Raw genomic sequence first — 16,221 nt, forward strand, 5'->3', positions numbered from 1 at the left:
CCCGGCCAGAGTGATCTGAGCCGGGCATTTTTTATGGTGACTCGCTTACCAGTGCCTCCACATGGCATTGGCATTCACCACAGCGCGGTTGCAGTCCGTGCACGGCAAATATCTCCCGGTATTCATCTTCGCCATAACCGATTGATTCCTGAATATCTTCGATATAGAGGTCATTGCAGGTGCATACCAGTGTGGGGTCGTTTTCTTTGCGTTCAGTGTCCATTGCCCTGCTCCCGTTTATTTAGCTTGTGCACGAGATTCTATGGCAGGGCGTGAGTCACCGACAGCGAATTAGCTGCAGGTTTGGATGAGCAATCTGCATAGTACATGACAGTGAGCCCTATTCCGCGTGGTCCAGGTGATCAATGGGCTTGGTTTGTGCGGATTCATGGCGTTCCACCCGTGTGGTATGCAGGTACTTCGACGTGGTGTCGATGCTGTCATGGCCTGCATCCGCCTGTACATGTGACAGAGGGCGTTTATTGAGATTAATATCGTGAGATATGCCTGTGTGGCGAATGCTGTGAGGCGTCATTTGGCGCATCTCCTGGGCATCCTGTTCAAACCCGTCCTTGCTCGCATTCTCAGCGGCCAGATTAAACAGCATATACAACTCATCGCGTAACTGGCGAATCCCTAAGTTCGCGTTGACCAGTCCCCTGTCCCGCCCGTGTCCTGCAGCTCGATGGCGTATAAATAGCGGTACTTCCTCGTTAGGTGTAGGAAGTTCTGGCAGATCCAGATGGCGCCGATACCGCTTGAGGGCATTTAGCAGTTGCTTGGAGACTGCTACCGTGCGCTTTTTACCGCCTTTGCTGCGCGGTATGTGAAAGCCCCAGACACCGGTCTTGCTGTCGCGGCGAAACTGCCCCATTATCGGCGAAAACCCCGGTCTGGCAGCTACTTCTGAGATACGCAGATAACAGCTGTACATCAGGCTCACCAGAAACAGGGTGCGTTCATGTTCGTTCGGTTGCTTGGCCGCCAGGCTGCGTGCGCTGGAGATGACATAGGACCACTGCAGGTCGGTAAATGCACGTATGTCCTCTTCGTGCTCTCCAGATACCTGACTTTGGCTGCCGCTTTTGAAGCGGCCGTTTTTCATCAGCATCATCGCTGGGTTGCGTTCCGTGTATTCTTCGTCAATCAGGTAGGTAAAGAAGGCTGAAAGTATCGCAAGCTTGGTTTTTAAGGCTTTCTCGGTGATACGGTACGGCTGCGCCAATCCATCTCGCTTTTTGCCGAGGAATGGTCGCCAAAGCGGATTTGGAATGCGCTCCTGAAGCTCTTTCTCCAAAACAAACTGCGCCACATTGCGATACGCAATCAACTCTTTAGGTGGATCTATACAGTACTCGATGTAACGCATCAGAGAGCGACGGCTCACATCGGCGATTGATATCTGTTCCACATCGAAGGCCCAATGCAGAAACGTGGTGAGTTCACTGCGATAGGTTTTGTAATTGTTCTCGCTGTGACGCTGTTCCAGTAGCCAGTCGGTTGCCAGTTCGTACAAGAGTGCGGCATCAGCCACATCGCTGAGTGTGACGTTGGCGATGTGCTGGTTAACGGTTGGGTTGCCGTCTTCCAGATGTTGCAAACTATCGAATAGCGGGATGGCTGGTGGTGTGTCTGGCATAAGATATTGGTCTTTATATGTTTAATTAAAACAATATCTTATGGTGGTTAGTTAATAAAGCTTCTATTTAGCCTTTGATGCGATACCAAGTGCCGTCTGAACGGCCGATACTGATCCAGTCATACCGCATATCGTCACGACGGTGTAGCCATCGATAGCGGCTGTCGAGTATCCATCCATTGACCGATAACACCAGATGTTCTTCGCCTTTTTCAGTTCGGGCATAGATTAGATCGGACTGGATGCCATATTCGAGCAGACGTTCGCGTGCCCATAGAGCAAAGTCTTCACAGTCGCCTACCAGATTGGCGCTCCAATAGTCATTGCGCTGATAAAGGCTCTGATCCGTTTGATAACGATGACTGGCATGCGCTTCGTCAAGCACCTGTTGCAGACGCTCCGGGAGGTTTACGCAAAATCCGCCTCGTGCACGGTAGTCGTTGCACCCCTGAAGCGGTGGGACGGGGTCCCCCAGGTTGAATGGTGTGGGTTCGGTTGACGCGCATCCTGCTATAAGGAGCAGGATGCAGGGAAGTAAAATTTTCATTACGTGAGCCCGCCTGCAAAGCGTCTGCATGGGTCACGCAAAATCAGCAGTGTTCCCTCTTGCTATGGTGGCCGTGTTGAACGCCAGCCTTGTGGTTCGCAAGAATCACTAAAGTTTGCAGTTAAGTATAGCGGGTTCGTGGGGGAGTCAACCCCCTACCCTGAATCTGCTCTCCAACTGGCTGACACCCAAACCATTCATCTTCTTAACCTGGATTTGGGTTGGGATACGCTCTTTCATCGCTTCGATATGGCTGATTACACCGATCATCTTGCCGGATGCGTTCAGGCTATCAAGTGCGTCCAGCGCGGTATCCAGTGTTTCCGCATCCAGTGTGCCGAAACCTTCATCCAGGAAAAGCGAATCGATACTGGTTTTCTGGCTGACCAGGTCAGACAGCGCCAGTGCCAGTGCCAGACTGACTAGGAAGCTTTCGCCACCGGATAAGGTCTTGGTATCACGAACGGTATCGCCCTGCCAGGTATCGATCACCTGAAGTTCCAGTGCCTCGGTGGATTTGCGCTTGAGCAGGTAGCGGCCATGCAGGCGATCGAGGCGTCGGTTGGCCAGATGTACCAGGTGATCCAGTGTGAGCCCTTGAGCAAAACGACGGAACTTGTCGCCTTTCTGGGAACCGATCAGTGCATGCAGGTACGCAATATCGTCGTAGTGTCCCTGGCTGCGTTCGATTTCGGCAAACAGTTCTGTCTGGTTCTGGCGGCGTTTCGCGTCATCCTCCAGGCTTTGTGTCACAGTACCCTGTTGTACCGTGGTGTCGCGCAGTTGTGCTTCTACCAGGGCAAGTTGCTCGATGACCTGCTCCGCCGGTGTGTGTTGCCACTGTTGCGCTTGCTCGCCGTCTTGGAGTGACGTCAGGTGCTGAGTTGCTTGCTCTCTGACTGCCTGGGCTTTGGACAGGTTGGTATCAAGCTGCTGTTTAAGCTGCTGCAACCGGTTGCGCTCATCCTCGGGCAGCAGAGCCCCTTCGAACGCCTGCTGAGAATCAAATGGACTGGCATCGAGAGCGCTCTGCCACGCCTGCGCGTGGTTATCCAACTCATGTTTCAGTGCTGCTTGTTGTTGTTCAGTTGTTGCCAGCTGACCCTTCAGGCTTTGCTGGTTATGTTGGGTCTGCTGGTCGGCGGCCAATGCCTGCTGATGCCGGGCTTCGCAATCCTGAACCCGTTGTTGTGCGTCGCTTCGTGCCTGATCGGCGTTTTTATCTCCGAAAAGCGCGGTGCGCTGTTGCTGCAGAGCGTCTCGGTGCGCTATGGCGCTGTTATAGCTGTCTGTCAGGCTGACAAGCTGCTCCATAAGCTGTTGGTGCTGCTGTTTACAGGCGTTGGCTTCTGTTTCCAGGCTGGATTGGGTTTTCTGGCAATCGTGTAACCTGTTGATCTCCTCCTGCCAACGGGCAGCGGCCTGTTGGAGCTGGCTATTCCATATGGTGATCTCTGATAGGTCCGGCATGGTGCGGCCCACGGCCGTCAGTTGGCTTTCCAGTGTTTGTTGCAGCTGATCGATCTGCTCATTCTGTGAAATCAGCTCCGATTCCAGCTGGTTGAGCTGCTGGCTAACAGTATTCTGCTGTTGTGTGTTTAGCGCGAGTGCGTGGTTGGCTTTATGCAGCTCTTGCTCTGCCACATTCAACTCGTTGCTGGAGGCCTGGAAGCGCTGGTTGATAGAGCGGAGCTGCTCCAGCTGCGTTGCCAGTTGCTGTAAGCGACTGTCACAGTGGTGCAGATAACTTTGCAGCGCTTCAGATTGGCTAAGGCCGAGCGTTACTGCGATCTGGCCAGTCAGTTGCTGCCAGTGTGTTTGCAGGTGGCTTAACTCGTCGGTAATCGCTTGCAGGCGTTGGTTGTGCTGCTCAAGCTTGGCTTCCTCTTTGTTGAGGGCGTTCGATAGCTCTTTTCCTTGCTGCTCTATCGCTTCCACCTCTGTTTTGAGGGTTTCGCGGCGCTGTTCTGTTTCGCTGAGGTTGAGCGCTTGGTATTGGTCGATCAGCGGGTGTTCGGTGGAGCCGCACAGTGGACAGGCTTCGTTCGGTTGCAGCTTGGCGCGCTCAGCGGCCAGATCGGTAATCCGCTTTTCCTGCTCGATCAATTTCTCGACGTCTTTCAGGTGCTGGTGGCTTTGCTTGTATCGATCCCGCAGCTGCTGCACTTCTGTACGCAGCGCGTTGGTTGATGCGCCCAGTGCCGTCTGTTCTTTCTGTTGTGTTGTTTGCTCGGCGATGAGGCCTTGGTGGCGGTTGCTGGTGTTTTTGAGCTCCAGGCGCACGCCCTGCTGGTTATGCAGGTGTTGGTGCTCGGCGTGTAGCTGAGCCTCGTCCGCGCCTGCCAGAACCTGTTGGCGCTCAGCATTAATCTGTTCGAGAGCCGCTTTGTGCTGTGCGACGCTATGTTGGCATGCACTGAGCTGCTGATTGAGCGTTTGTGTTTCTGATTGCAGTCGGTGTTGGTGGCGAGACAGGTCGGCTTGTTGAGTTTGCCGAGCAGTTAGCTGGCGCTGTTGCTGCTCAAGTTGTTCCAGCAACGTTTGCCAGCGTGGTAGTTGTGTCGCAAGGTTCTCGTCCTGTGCGTGTTCAACTTTGTAGCGTTCGCGGCGTTGTAGCTCAGTAGTGACCTGTTTGAGTCGCTGCTCGATATTGGCAAGGTTGGAACCTTGTGCGTCGGCCTGCTGCTCTGTACGCGCTCTATCCGTTTCAAGGCGTTTCAGCTCAGCGTCGGCCTGTTGCAGCTGATTATCCAGCGGAATCACCTGCTCGTTCAGCAGTTTTTCCTGCGCTTGTTGATCTTTACGCGCACTTTCGAGGGCATTGGCTGCGTGGGCCAGTGTGTTGTGGGTCACCGCAGCGTGCTGCTGAGCGTTGTTGATCTCAGCGGTCAAGTGTTGTACTTGTGCGATGACCTGTTGGTGCTTCTCGCTGCTGTTTTGCAGCAGTGTGTAGGGTGCGCGCAATTTTTCGGCAGGTTCTGCCTGGGCAAGGCGCTCTAGTCCGTCTTTTTCCAACAAGTATTGCTGTTCGGCGTGGGTCAGCCCTTCATTTGCGGCAATAAGCGCCTTTTCTGCGGCTGTCGTTTTATCCCACCACTCTTTGTGAGTACGGATCTGCTGTCGTTTAGTATCGAGCTCTTTTTCATGCTGGGACAGCATGTCTAACCGGCTTTTCAGCTCCTCCAGCTGTTCGGCGTTTAACAGTTCAACCCCCTCAGCTCGGGCTTTAAGCTGGGCCAGTTCATTCTTACGGAGGGTGAAATGTTCGTGAACTTTCTCTGAAATCAGGCCGTAGATCTCTGTGCCGGTCAGCTCTTCCAGTAGTTCGGCGCGGTCGTTTGCATCGGCATTCAGGAAGGCCGCAAACTGCCCCTGTGACAGCATCATCGATTTGGTAAAACGGGCAAAGTCGAGGCCGGTAATCTGCTCGATCATCTGGCTTTTGGCTTTAACCTGAGATGCGAGAATCTTTCCGTCTGCCATGCTGGCCAGTTCCACTTTGGCATCTTGAAGATTACCGTCCGCCTTGTCTCGGGAACGTCGCTGGCTCCAGAATGCACGGTATGCCAATCCTTTTACATCAAACTCCACCTCGGCCAGCGCTTCCGCGGTGCCCCGTGTCATCAGCTCGTTGCTGGTTTTGGAGATGGTGTTCAGGCGCGGCGTGCGGTGGTAAAGCGCCAGACAGATCGCATCCAGGATGGTGGTTTTGCCTGCACCGGTTGGCCCGGTAATGGCAAAAAGACCGTTGTCGGAGAACGGAGTCTGGGTAAAGTCGATCTTCCACTCGCCCTTCAGGGAGTTGATGTTCTTGAGCCGTAAGCTGAGGATTCTCATGCGTTGGTCACCTCTTCCTGTGGCTGCTCTATTTCCGCGACAATCTCCCTGAACTGCTGTCGGATGCGGGTAAGGCGTGCTTGTTCCTCGTCGTTATCGAACGATTCCAGTGTCAGGCGGCGCTCGAATACGTCTTCGGGTGTTAGCTCCGCGAGGGTTTCTGTGTCCTGACGCTCTATGCGTGCCTGGCGGTCAGTGCGTGCGCGGCGCAGTTGCAGGACTTCAACGTTCAGATCGGCGGTCATGGTCTGAATACGCTGTTGCAGGTCGTTCAGATAGTCCTGGGTTTCGACTTCGATGCAGAGCCAGGTGGGGAGGTCTCTTTCCACTGTTGGCAGAGCTTTCAGGGCCGATTCGATTGTTTGCAGATCCCCTTTGATCACTTCCATTGGCTGGAATAAAGGCACTTCCAGCGGCTTGATCTCAGAGAGCTTGCCCTCGTCAAAGTCGACCAGCAGCACCTGTTTCTGGGTGCCAAGCTCATCAAAACTCAGTGGAATGGGAGAACCGCAGTAGCGAATCTGCTCGGATTGGGCAACGATCTGTGGTCGGTGAATGTGGCCCAGGGCGATGTAGTCAGCTGGCGGAAAAGCACTGGAAGGCACTGCCTCCAGGCTACCAATATAGATGTCACGCACCGATTCGGAGCTCTTGACGCCCATCGCTGTCAGGTGGCCAGTGGCGATAATTGGCAGGCTTTTGTTAAGCTCTTTTCTTTTATTATCAGCAAGTTGAAAGAGCTTGTTGTAGTGCTCTTTGATTGCCTCGCCCAGTGCCTGCTGTTTCTCTACGCCTGATTCGTTGGCGTTGCTGGTGATCACGTCACGTGGCCGAATGTAAGGGATGGCACACAGGATAGCGCCGGGCTGGTCCGTTTTGTCGTTGAGTACGAGTATCTGATCATCCAGGTCCGTTTGTACCTGAGCGATAACCTGGGCGTTCAAATGGGCCAGTAGTCCACGGGATTCGTTGAGTGTGGCGACTGAGTCATGATTGCCTCCAAGGATCACCAGCTGGCATTCCAGCTTATGCATCTCAACCACAAAGCGGTTGTAGATTTCGCGGGCGTAACTTGGCGGTGCGCCGGCATCGAAAATATCGCCGGCAATAATTACCGCATCAATCTGGTGCTGAGTAACCTGTTCCAGCAACCAGTTGATAAAGGCTTGGTGTTCCGCAGCGCGGCTTTTGGTAATGAAGTGCTGGCCTAAATGCCAGTCGGAGGTGTGCAGAATGCGCATCAATCGTGCTCAGAAATCCGTTTTTCAGTTTCGGCAATAGTATCTTGTTCGTCATGTGGGCTCCATCGCTCGGAGTCATCATTCCAAATAAATCACCTGTGTTTAGTTGTTTAAGCGTTTGAATTGAAACATTTAACGTTTTTATTTATTAGGTATGGCTCGTTTCCTGTGATGTGATACACCCGTATTTTCTGGGTGTTTAAGCGCATCGCTTTGTTGCAATATACGTCGGGCATAATGCGATTTTCTATTCCATACCAATACGTTAACGACTGAAGTAGCCATGAATTTTGAACTGCTGCAGGCGCGTTTTTATGCGCTGCGTTCCAACCGAGCCTTCGAGTTTTTTGTTGTCGGCGTCATTATTTTTTCTGCACTGGTGATCGGTGCAAAAACCTACGATATCCCTGATAACGTACTGATGGTTTTCGGCTGGCTGGACAGTGCGATCACCCTCTTCTTCCTGATTGAGATTACAATCCGCTTTATCGGTGAGCCAGATAAACGGAACTTCTTCAAAAATCCATGGAATGTCTTCGATACGTTGATTGTCGTTGTGAGTCTGGTACCGATTCAGGACAGCGAAATGGCGCTGGTTGGCCGTTTGATCCGTATCTTCCGCGTGCTGCGAATGGTATCCATCGTGCCGGAGCTACGTTTGCTGTTGAATTCCCTGATCAAAGCGTTACCGCAGCTGGGTTATGTAATCCTGTTGATGTTTATTATTTTCTACATCTATGCTGCGGTGGGTGCGTCTTTCTTCGCGGTGATTAATCCAGAGCTGTGGGGCGATATCTCCATTGCGATGCTGACGTTGTTCCGGGTCATGACCTTCGAGGACTGGACTGACGTAATGTACGAAACCATGGCAGTTTATCCGTTCAGTTGGTTGTTCTACCTGACCTTTATCTTCCTGACGACGTTCGCATTCCTCAACATGGTGATCGGTATCGTGGTGAACGTGATGGAGAACGAGCACGCGCAAGAAGAAAAAGAGAAAGCGATTGCGGAAGGACAGTTGACGATTGAAGATTTATCTAAACAGATCAATGAGTTAAAAGTGATTATTGAGGCGCAGAATAAAGAGAAGGAAACCAGCTGATTCCTCAAATGTAATCGACAAAATAGTAAGCGTAGGTTGGCCTTCGCAATGTGAAGCCCAACAGTGAAGACGTAGTTTTGAATTGAATTGTTTGGCATCGCTGCGCGATGGCCAACCTACAGGGCTACCTTCTGGTGAACATAAAAAAGCCCCGTCAGGTTCAACTGACGGGGCTTTTTATTTTGTTCGGAAGAGTTATTTCTCAAACGCTCTAACCATGGAATTAAGTAGATCCACCAGCTTATGCAGCTCCTGACTGGCGTCATTGGTTTGGCGGGACGCTTCGCTGTTCTCACCGGATAGCTCGCGAATTGAGCAGATACTGCGGTGAATATCGCTCACAACTGCCGTTTGCTCTTCAGATGCTGCAGCGATCTGAGAGCAGCGGTCGGCCACCTCTCCCATCATGGTCTGGACGTTTACAAAGGCTTCATCGGTTTGTTGTGTGGCTTTGATTACGTTCTGCGTTTCGGTTTCGCTTTCCTGCATGATCTGAACGGTACGGTTTACAGCGTTCTGTACATGCTCGATTACCGCACGAATTTCCTGTGTGGAGTTCTGTGTGCGTGTTGCCAGTGTGCGTACTTCGTCAGAGACCACGGCAAACCCGCGACCATGTTCACCCGCCCTCGCCGCTTCAATGGCCGCGTTGAGTGCAAGCAGGTTGGTCTGATCAGCGATATCGTTGATCACGGCCAGAACGTTGCCTATTTCGTCCGCCTGGGTTTGCAGCTCAGAGGTTGTTTCGGCTGCGTGTCTGACTTGTTCTGCTAAATGGGAGGTTTTACTGATCACGTCCCCAAGCGCGTGGCGTCCTTCATCGGTTATGTTTACGGCACCTTGGCTGATAGAGGATGTGTGTTGCGTATTTTGAGCAATTTCCTCCGTGGCGCAGGCAAGTTGACTGACCGCGCTCGCCACCTGATCCGTTTCAAGGTCTTGGCGGCTAATGCCTGAATCGGTGCGTTTTATTGCACTATCGGTGATCGAAACGGAGTGTTCGATAGTCTTGTTGATATCAGCCAGACGTCCTAGCACCGTCCGGTTGCGTGCTTCTTGCATCTCTAGACCAAGTTGGATATCACCGGTTTCATCGGTGGAGTCACAGTACATCAGCTTAATCAGGTCGTTAGAGGAGACGGCGCGGGCTTTTGTTTGTAGTCCGATAACACGGCGCACCCGCCAGCTCCATGCAGTTGCAACGGCTATGCCGGTGAGCGTTGTTGCGGCGATGGATGCAATTCCCTGAGGAAGTAGAAGGCTGGCTGCAGCGCCGGTGGCGATAATGCCTGCTGACACCAATAGCATCGAGGTATTGATTGAACTGCTGCGCAATAGCTTGCTCAGCTTGCCTTTTTTAATCTCGCCGTAGATCGCTTCGGCTTTCTTTTTCTGTGCGTCAGTTGGACGTACGCGGACCGACTGGTAGCCAACTTTGATGCCGTTTTCGTACAGCGGTGTTACGTAAGCATCTACCCAGTAATGATCGCCATTTTTGCAGCGATTTTTAACGATACCACGCCAGGCCTGGTCATTTTTTAAGGAGTCCCAAAGGTTGCCAAAAGCCTCTTTAGGCATGTCAGCGTGCCGGACCATATTGTGTGGTTTGTCTTTCAACTCTTCCAGTGAGAAGCCGGACACGTCACAAAACGCTTGGTTGGCGTAGAGAATTTTGCCTTTCAGGTCTGTGGTGGAAATCAGCTGAACGCTATCTGGAACAAGAACTTCCTGTTGAGTAGATGGCTGAACTTTCATCCAAGCTCCTTTTGCTAAAGCCTTGTAATTTAAAAGGTTATTAAGAGAATCAGCAGTGGATTCTCTCGTCCAGTTAAACAGCAGCGCAGCCTAAACTAATTCTTGAACGCGATCCATTCTTAATTGGAATGATGCACATCAAAGTAAAGTTATACTGTGTGGCCTGGCTTTGAAAAGTACATGGTACGTATTTTGTATTAATAGTACAGATTCATTTGTTGTGCTAAATAATGCTCGTCAGAAAGCTTGTATGTTATTTGACCTGTTGTTGCGGCTAGATTGCAGTGTAGACAACTTTTGTAGCCGTGCTAAAAAATGGCGGGGGCGTCATCAGGATGCCATTGAGGGTATTTGTACATCACTCGTTTAAACAGAGCAGAATCCAGAAATTGATCTAGCCATGATTGTATCGCTGGTAATTTCTGCTGGTAAAACCAATCACGGTTCACATGGGCGCACTGGCGTACAAACGGAAGCAGTGCGGCGTCCGCCAGGCTCATCTTGCTACCCAGCAGGTATCCGCCCTGCTCTCGTAGTTGGGAATCGAGCATCGCGAACCATTCAAGGCAATGCTGTTGATAGTAGCTTTCTGGATGCTCGGGATATCGGTCAGCGTATTTGTAGCGGTCAAGCCAGGGCTTAAACTCGTTGTCGTTGCGTTTGACCCATGCATCACTCTCCGAATCATGTGCACGCCAGTCACATTCCTTTGCCGTCTTGATGGCCCAGCGCATGATGTCATAGCTCTCATCGATCACCTGTCCATCTGGCAAGATGAGCACCGGAACAGTGCCTTTTGTTGATGCTTCCAGCAGTTGCGCCGGTTTGTCTCGAAGAACAACTTCCCTTATCTCCACCTCGATACCTGTATAGGCGATAGCAAGGCGTGCACGCATTGCATAAGGGCAACGACGAAAGCTGTATAGGATAGGTGGTTGGCTGGTAAGCATGATGAACCTGCGACAATTTAGACGTGGCGCATTATGGGCAGTTAGCGAATTATCGCAAGTGCTGGGTCATGGTAAAAAAGCTTCGATGCGATCGCCGTTTACACGGGTTGGAAAGTTATCGATGTCTTCGGTTGCGGGCGGCGCAAGTACTTCACCCGTCCTGAGGCAAAAGCGGGCGCCGTGGCGCGGACAGATAATATCTGTACCTTCTATCGGCCCTTCGTGCAGTTGACCATTGTCGTGGGGGCACAGATTCTCAACGGCCAGGATTTCTCCTTCGATGTTGACCAGAAGCAACTCCAGTCCGTTTGTCGTTGTAATTACTTTGCGCGCGTTGTGTTTCAACTCATCCAGTGCACACAGATCCTGCCATTGGCTCATGTCTTACTCCAGTTGGTCGCTGATACTGCATTTAACTATAGCTTTTCCGGCGATTTATTATTGGATGCGACGCAGAACCATACGATAAGGTCCAAGTTTAACGGCGGGTGCGAAATTGGCGATCTATACTGACTGGACGATGGATGTATCTACGTTGGTTGCCACGGAATCACCTATGCAAGCACGGATTAGTACTGGCCCATGGATTTTGAGATGCTTACGCACGCCTCTGCTGACGGCTTTTTTGTGGTTAATACCCCCGTTCGCCGCAGCGGATAACCCCGTCATCATTTCACACCCTTCTGTTTATGCCCAATCGCTGAGTCGTGATGCCCTGCTGGCCATGTTTGCCATGCGTAGCCAGCGCTGGTCCGACGGGCAACCTGTCAAAGTGTTTGTACTGAACAAGGATCATCCAACCCACAAAGCATTTGCGACCGAAGTGTTGGGAACCTATCCCTATCAGTTGGAACGGATCTGGCGACGGTTGGTGTATTCGGGTACTGGCCGCGCTCCACAAGTGTGCGCTGATGAAGCGGAGATGCGACATAAGGTGCTTAGCACGCCCGGTGCAATCGGCTATGTAGGAACAATTGAGGAGGGAGATTTAAATGTCATCCGTGTTGAGTAAAAAGATGAGATTGAATACAACCTCCGTACCTGTCGCGATGATTACATTGTTATCGCTACCAGCACATGCCATGGAGTTCACCGAGGATCTGGCCATCCACGGGTTTGTGAGTCAGACGTATATCGATACCACCGGCAACAACTATTTCGGACGCTCTGACGGTGGTAGTTTCGATTTTCGTGAGGTTGGTATCAATAGTTACTGGCAGGCCCACGAGAATGTGAATTTTGCTGCACAGCTTATATCGCGCAATGCCGGCCGGGAGAGTGATTCTGATCCTCGTTTTGATTTTGCATTGGCAGATATTCACGTCTACAGCGACTTTGATACCCGCTTTGGCATGCGCCTCGGGCGTATCAAGATACCCCTTGGCTTGCACAATACCACACGCGATGCGCCTTCCGCCCGAAATGGCATTTTCGCCCCTGCCAGTGTGTACTTTGAACAGTTCCGTAATGCCCTGGTGTCCACGGACGGAGGTAGTGTCTATGGCAACCTGCATCGCCCCTGGGGAGATCTGAGCGTGGAGCTCTACGCGGGTACCAGCGATCCCGGCGCACAAGAGATGGAGTATTACGTCTTCAAGCAATCGACACCGGGCCATTTTGAGGATGCATCTATGCACGGTGGCCAGGTTATGTATGAGGCCCTGGACAGTGGTTTGCGCTTTGCTTTGAGTTACACGCGGCCTAGCTTGGATTACCAGCCGTTAGCGCCGTTTGATCCACTGATGGGCGGCCACGTCATCTCCGATATGCTGCTTTACTCTGGCCAGTACAATACGGAATTCTGGACCTTTACGGCCGAGTATCTGTTGATGATTAATAACGTTAAAGGGTTTGGGCCAGCATTTGACGATTTCAGGGGCAAGGGGGAAAGCTACTATGCGCAGGTCGACTACCGTTATCGCCCTGACCTTTCGTTATCTTTGCGTTACGGTGAACAGATCGTAAATGACAAAGATCGAGATGGAGACAAAAAGTTTAACCCCCCCTATCTGGGATTTGGAAAAAATTGGATGTTTGGCTTGCAGTGGGACTTTGCGCCAGGCTGGATCGTCCGTGCGGAATACCATCATACCGACGGTGCCGCCTGGTTATCGGGTGCAGACAACCCCGTTCTGTCCGAAACACGGCGTAAATGGGAAACCTACGCGGTGCAACTGGTGTATAGCTTCTGAACAGGCCCTAAGGGTGAGCGTTGATGCAGCACACTAAATTCAGCATACGTTGGAAAGCGGTTCTTTTCCTGAGTCTGGTTCTGGTCGCCATCAGTTTGTCGATGGTTACCTTGTACGCGCTCACCCTGTTCGCCGAGGCAGATCGGGCTGCACAACGATCGGTAATTCAACAGGATCAGGCACTGGGGGCGTTGCTGGAAGATACCCGTAATCAGCAGATCCAGTTAGCGATGTTGCTACCGGATCTCGATAACGTGTCAGATGCCATGCGTTTAAGGGACGAAGCCCGGCTTCAGGAAGCGTTACGCCCTCACTGGTTGAATCTGACCTTCAACCTCAATATCAACTATCTGGGCATGTTTGATGATAAAGGCCGTACCTTGGGCGTACTGCACCATCAAGACCAGGTTGCAGTGACCGAGAGCGATCAAATTTCCGGCATCGTACGTAGGGTTACACAGGACATGCAGCCTCATGCCCTGCTTAGCTGTACGACGCAGTGTACATATTTCGTGATTGAACCGTTCATTACCCGTCAGAATATGCGCGGTGTCGTGGTTATAGGGCGAAACATTTCCGAACTGGTGGTCTCTTTTGAACGTCTGCTGGGTATTGACCTGAGTATTTTGATGGCGCCGGCAGATGCGAACGATATCAATCAGAAAAGACTGCTGGCTAACTGGGGCCTGTACGTATGGGCGTTGAGTAATTTTGATGAAAAATTCGCTCTGTTGTCAGAGTTAGAGCGACAGTTCAACAGCCCTCAAAATGGCAAGTACGATGCTCCGAACGATCGTCACTTACGCATACATGTTGTACCAGTAAATGATCTGGAAGTAATCAACAGCCAGCCTGTGCTAATTGCCTTGGAGGATGTTACCGATAGTGAGCATCTTCTATTTAAAACGATCCGTGAAGGTGCGCTGGTGGGCGCTATTGGCTGGATTATTGCCGAGATTTTGCTGATCCTACTGATCCTTAATCCAACCAAGCGCTTGGCCAGAATAACCCGTGCCCTGCCTCTATTGGCTGAGAACGACTTTGCTAAGGCGCGAGAGCAGATAACGCAACGTAATCGCTACTGGATGCGTGATGAGCTTGATGTACTGGAGCATACCGCACTGCGCGTGTGTGACGAGCTTGAAATGCTTAACCAAACCGTGGAGCAGAACACCCTTGCCCTGCATACTCAGATGGCCGAGCAAACCCGTGCCCGACGTTTTGTCTCCAATCTGCTTGATACCGCGCCGTTGATTATCATCACACAGACTCCCAGCGGTGACATTCAGTCGATGAATCGGTGGGGACGAGAGCTGATCAGCCCGCATAGGGATGAGGGTGAAACACTGCCTACATTTGCGGAATTGCACCTGCCAGATACCATGCCCGCAACCTGGCAGCAGAATATTAAAGACCTGATAGAAAACGAACCCCACCAGTATCAGCATGAAGGCCAGCTAAAAGATGGTGAGGGCCATCTGCGTTATGTGACCTGGCTGCACTCTTTGGTTGAATGGGAAGTGGGCCAGCCTGCGATCCTGTCTGTGGGTATGGACCTGACCCAGCGCGTCGAGGCCGAAAACAAACTTTCGTGGCTGGCATCACACGATACATTAACGGGGTTGCATAACCGCCGTGCCTTCCAGAAAACACTTGCTGCGGCCCTCGCGCGAGGATCCCGTGGCGCCCTGTTGTTTATCGATGCGGACCGTTTCAAGTACATCAACGATACCGCAGGCCACAACGTGGGTGACTCGGTGTTGATGCATATTTCGCAGTTGTTAGAGAAGCATACCCGCGATACCGATACTGTGGGGAGGCTCGGCGGTGACGAGTTTGTGGTGTTACTGCCAAGGGCAACCGCTGCCACAGCACGGGCTGTTATGGCGAAGCTCTCTACCCTTTTGAATACCCACATGTGCTTACCAAATGGCACTCTTCAGCACTTCAGCTGTAGTTTGGGGGGGGCAATGTATCCGGACCACGGTACCAGCGATGAAGAACTGCTGGCTGCCGCAGATATGGCCATGTATACCGCGAAGCAACAGGGTCAGGGACGTTGGCACCTGTATGACGCCAGTCGTGCGATGAAAGATCGTATGCAGGCCGATCTAAACTGGCAGGATCGGATCCGAAACGCGATGGCAGAAGACCTGTTCTGCCTATACTTCCAGCCTATTCTCGATGTGACCGATAACAGCATCAGTCACTATGAAGTACTGCTGCGTATGAAAGAAAACGACGGTAGTGTGATTCCTCCAGGTGAGTTTATCCCGGTAGCGGAGCGTACCGGCCTGATCAGCCAGATTGATACCTGGGTGCTGGCAGAATCTATGCGTTTTCTGGCGCACTACAATGACCAACCCGGGAACGAACCCATTAGCCTGGCGGTGAACGTATCGGCCCCAAGTATCCAATCGCCTACGTTTGATCGCACCTTCTTCCGGTTGTGCGACCGTCACGGCATCAAGCCCGACCAGATCATTATTGAGATCACCGAAACGGCTTTCCTGTCCGAGTTCCAGTCTGCCCTGCTGACCCTGGAGAAGCTGGCTGCGGTGGGTTGTCGTATCGCACTGGATGACTTCGGTGTGGGATTCTCCTCCTTCAGTTACCTGAAGCAGATGCCGCTCTCCTACGTGAAAATGGACGGCTCTTACGTGCGTGAGTTGGAGCGCAGTCCACAGGAGCGAATATTTGTTAAGTGCCTGACTGAAATGGTGAGTGGCTTTGAGATGTATACTGTGGCGGAGTTTGTGGAGTCAGAAGATATTTTACGGGTGTTGAAGGCGCTGGGCGTAAAATACGCGCAGGGTTATCTTATTGGCAAACCATCTCCGACAATTGAGACTACGGAAGACCTTAATATCAAGCGTTTAGGCATGTCACTCGCCTCTACAGAAGAGATCAGGTAGCAGAAGGCCTCGGGTGTTAACGAGGCCCTCAGGGCACTCGGAG

Annotated in this window: 12 protein-coding genes; 4 read left to right on the top strand and 8 right to left on the bottom strand. The window is 51.9% G+C overall.

The window, feature by feature from the left end:
- Positions 1 to 31 precede the first annotated feature (31 nt).
- The 5 genes from QKW35_RS15825 to sbcD form a co-directional block, all read right to left on the bottom strand.
- Positions 32 to 223: a bacterioferritin-associated ferredoxin gene (locus QKW35_RS15825; protein WP_282354603.1), complete on the bottom strand. Its 192-nt coding sequence runs from the start codon at positions 221 to 223 to the stop codon at positions 32 to 34.
- Positions 224 to 340: 117 nt separating this feature from the next.
- Complete coding sequence (locus QKW35_RS15830) at positions 341 to 1,639, bottom strand: tyrosine-type recombinase/integrase (protein WP_282354604.1); 1,299 nt, start codon at positions 1,637 to 1,639, stop codon at positions 341 to 343.
- Between the two features lie 67 nt (positions 1,640 to 1,706).
- On the bottom strand, positions 1,707 to 2,216 hold the full coding sequence (locus QKW35_RS15835; protein ID WP_345774500.1) for a transglutaminase-like cysteine peptidase: 510 nt from the start codon (positions 2,214 to 2,216) through the stop codon (positions 1,707 to 1,709).
- 117 nt (positions 2,217 to 2,333) lie between these two features.
- Positions 2,334 to 6,023, bottom strand: coding sequence for an AAA family ATPase (locus QKW35_RS15840; RefSeq protein WP_282354607.1), 3,690 nt, complete (start codon positions 6,021 to 6,023; stop codon positions 2,334 to 2,336).
- Complete coding sequence (gene sbcD, locus QKW35_RS15845) at positions 6,020 to 7,264, bottom strand: exonuclease subunit SbcD (protein WP_282354608.1); 1,245 nt, start codon at positions 7,262 to 7,264, stop codon at positions 6,020 to 6,022. Before sbcD ends, QKW35_RS15840 begins: the two co-directional genes overlap by 4 nt.
- A gap of 283 nt (positions 7,265 to 7,547) precedes the next feature.
- Here sbcD and QKW35_RS15850 point away from each other — a divergent pair, with 283 nt between their 5' ends.
- Complete coding sequence (locus tag QKW35_RS15850; RefSeq protein ID WP_282354609.1) at positions 7,548 to 8,366, top strand: ion transporter; 819 nt, start codon at positions 7,548 to 7,550, stop codon at positions 8,364 to 8,366.
- A 195-nt stretch (positions 8,367 to 8,561) separates the two neighbouring features.
- Here QKW35_RS15850 and QKW35_RS15855 read toward each other — a convergent pair whose 3' ends face one another.
- From QKW35_RS15855 to QKW35_RS15865, 3 genes are all read right to left on the bottom strand, one after another.
- On the bottom strand, positions 8,562 to 10,121 hold the full coding sequence (locus tag QKW35_RS15855) for a methyl-accepting chemotaxis protein (protein WP_282354611.1): 1,560 nt from the start codon (positions 10,119 to 10,121) through the stop codon (positions 8,562 to 8,564).
- 308 nt (positions 10,122 to 10,429) lie between these two features.
- A complete protein-coding gene (locus QKW35_RS15860) occupies positions 10,430 to 11,071 on the bottom strand; it encodes a glutathione S-transferase (RefSeq protein ID WP_282354612.1) in 642 nt (213 codons plus the stop codon).
- A 66-nt stretch (positions 11,072 to 11,137) separates the two neighbouring features.
- Positions 11,138 to 11,452: a Rieske (2Fe-2S) protein gene (locus QKW35_RS15865; RefSeq protein ID WP_282354615.1), complete on the bottom strand. Its 315-nt coding sequence runs from the start codon at positions 11,450 to 11,452 to the stop codon at positions 11,138 to 11,140.
- 115 nt (positions 11,453 to 11,567) lie between these two features.
- On the opposite strand from QKW35_RS15865, the gene QKW35_RS15870 reads away from it, so the two are divergent.
- From QKW35_RS15870 to QKW35_RS15880, 3 genes are read left to right on the top strand one after another with little or no spacing between them, the layout of a single operon-like run.
- A complete protein-coding gene (locus tag QKW35_RS15870) occupies positions 11,568 to 12,083 on the top strand; it encodes a type 2 periplasmic-binding domain-containing protein (protein WP_282354617.1) in 516 nt (171 codons plus the stop codon).
- A gap of 4 nt (positions 12,084 to 12,087) precedes the next feature.
- On the top strand, positions 12,088 to 13,263 hold the full coding sequence (locus tag QKW35_RS15875) for a porin family protein (protein ID WP_282354637.1): 1,176 nt from the start codon (positions 12,088 to 12,090) through the stop codon (positions 13,261 to 13,263).
- A gap of 23 nt (positions 13,264 to 13,286) precedes the next feature.
- Positions 13,287 to 16,178 carry a bifunctional diguanylate cyclase/phosphodiesterase gene (locus QKW35_RS15880; protein WP_282354643.1) on the top strand — a complete coding sequence of 964 codons (2,892 nt, stop codon included), beginning with the start codon at positions 13,287 to 13,289 and terminating at the stop codon, positions 16,176 to 16,178.
- The last annotated feature ends 43 nt before the right edge of the window (positions 16,179 to 16,221 follow it).

The sequence above is a fragment of the Pontibacterium granulatum genome (assembly GCF_029961155.1).
Lineage (GTDB): Bacteria > Pseudomonadota > Gammaproteobacteria > Pseudomonadales > Balneatricaceae > Pontibacterium > Pontibacterium granulatum.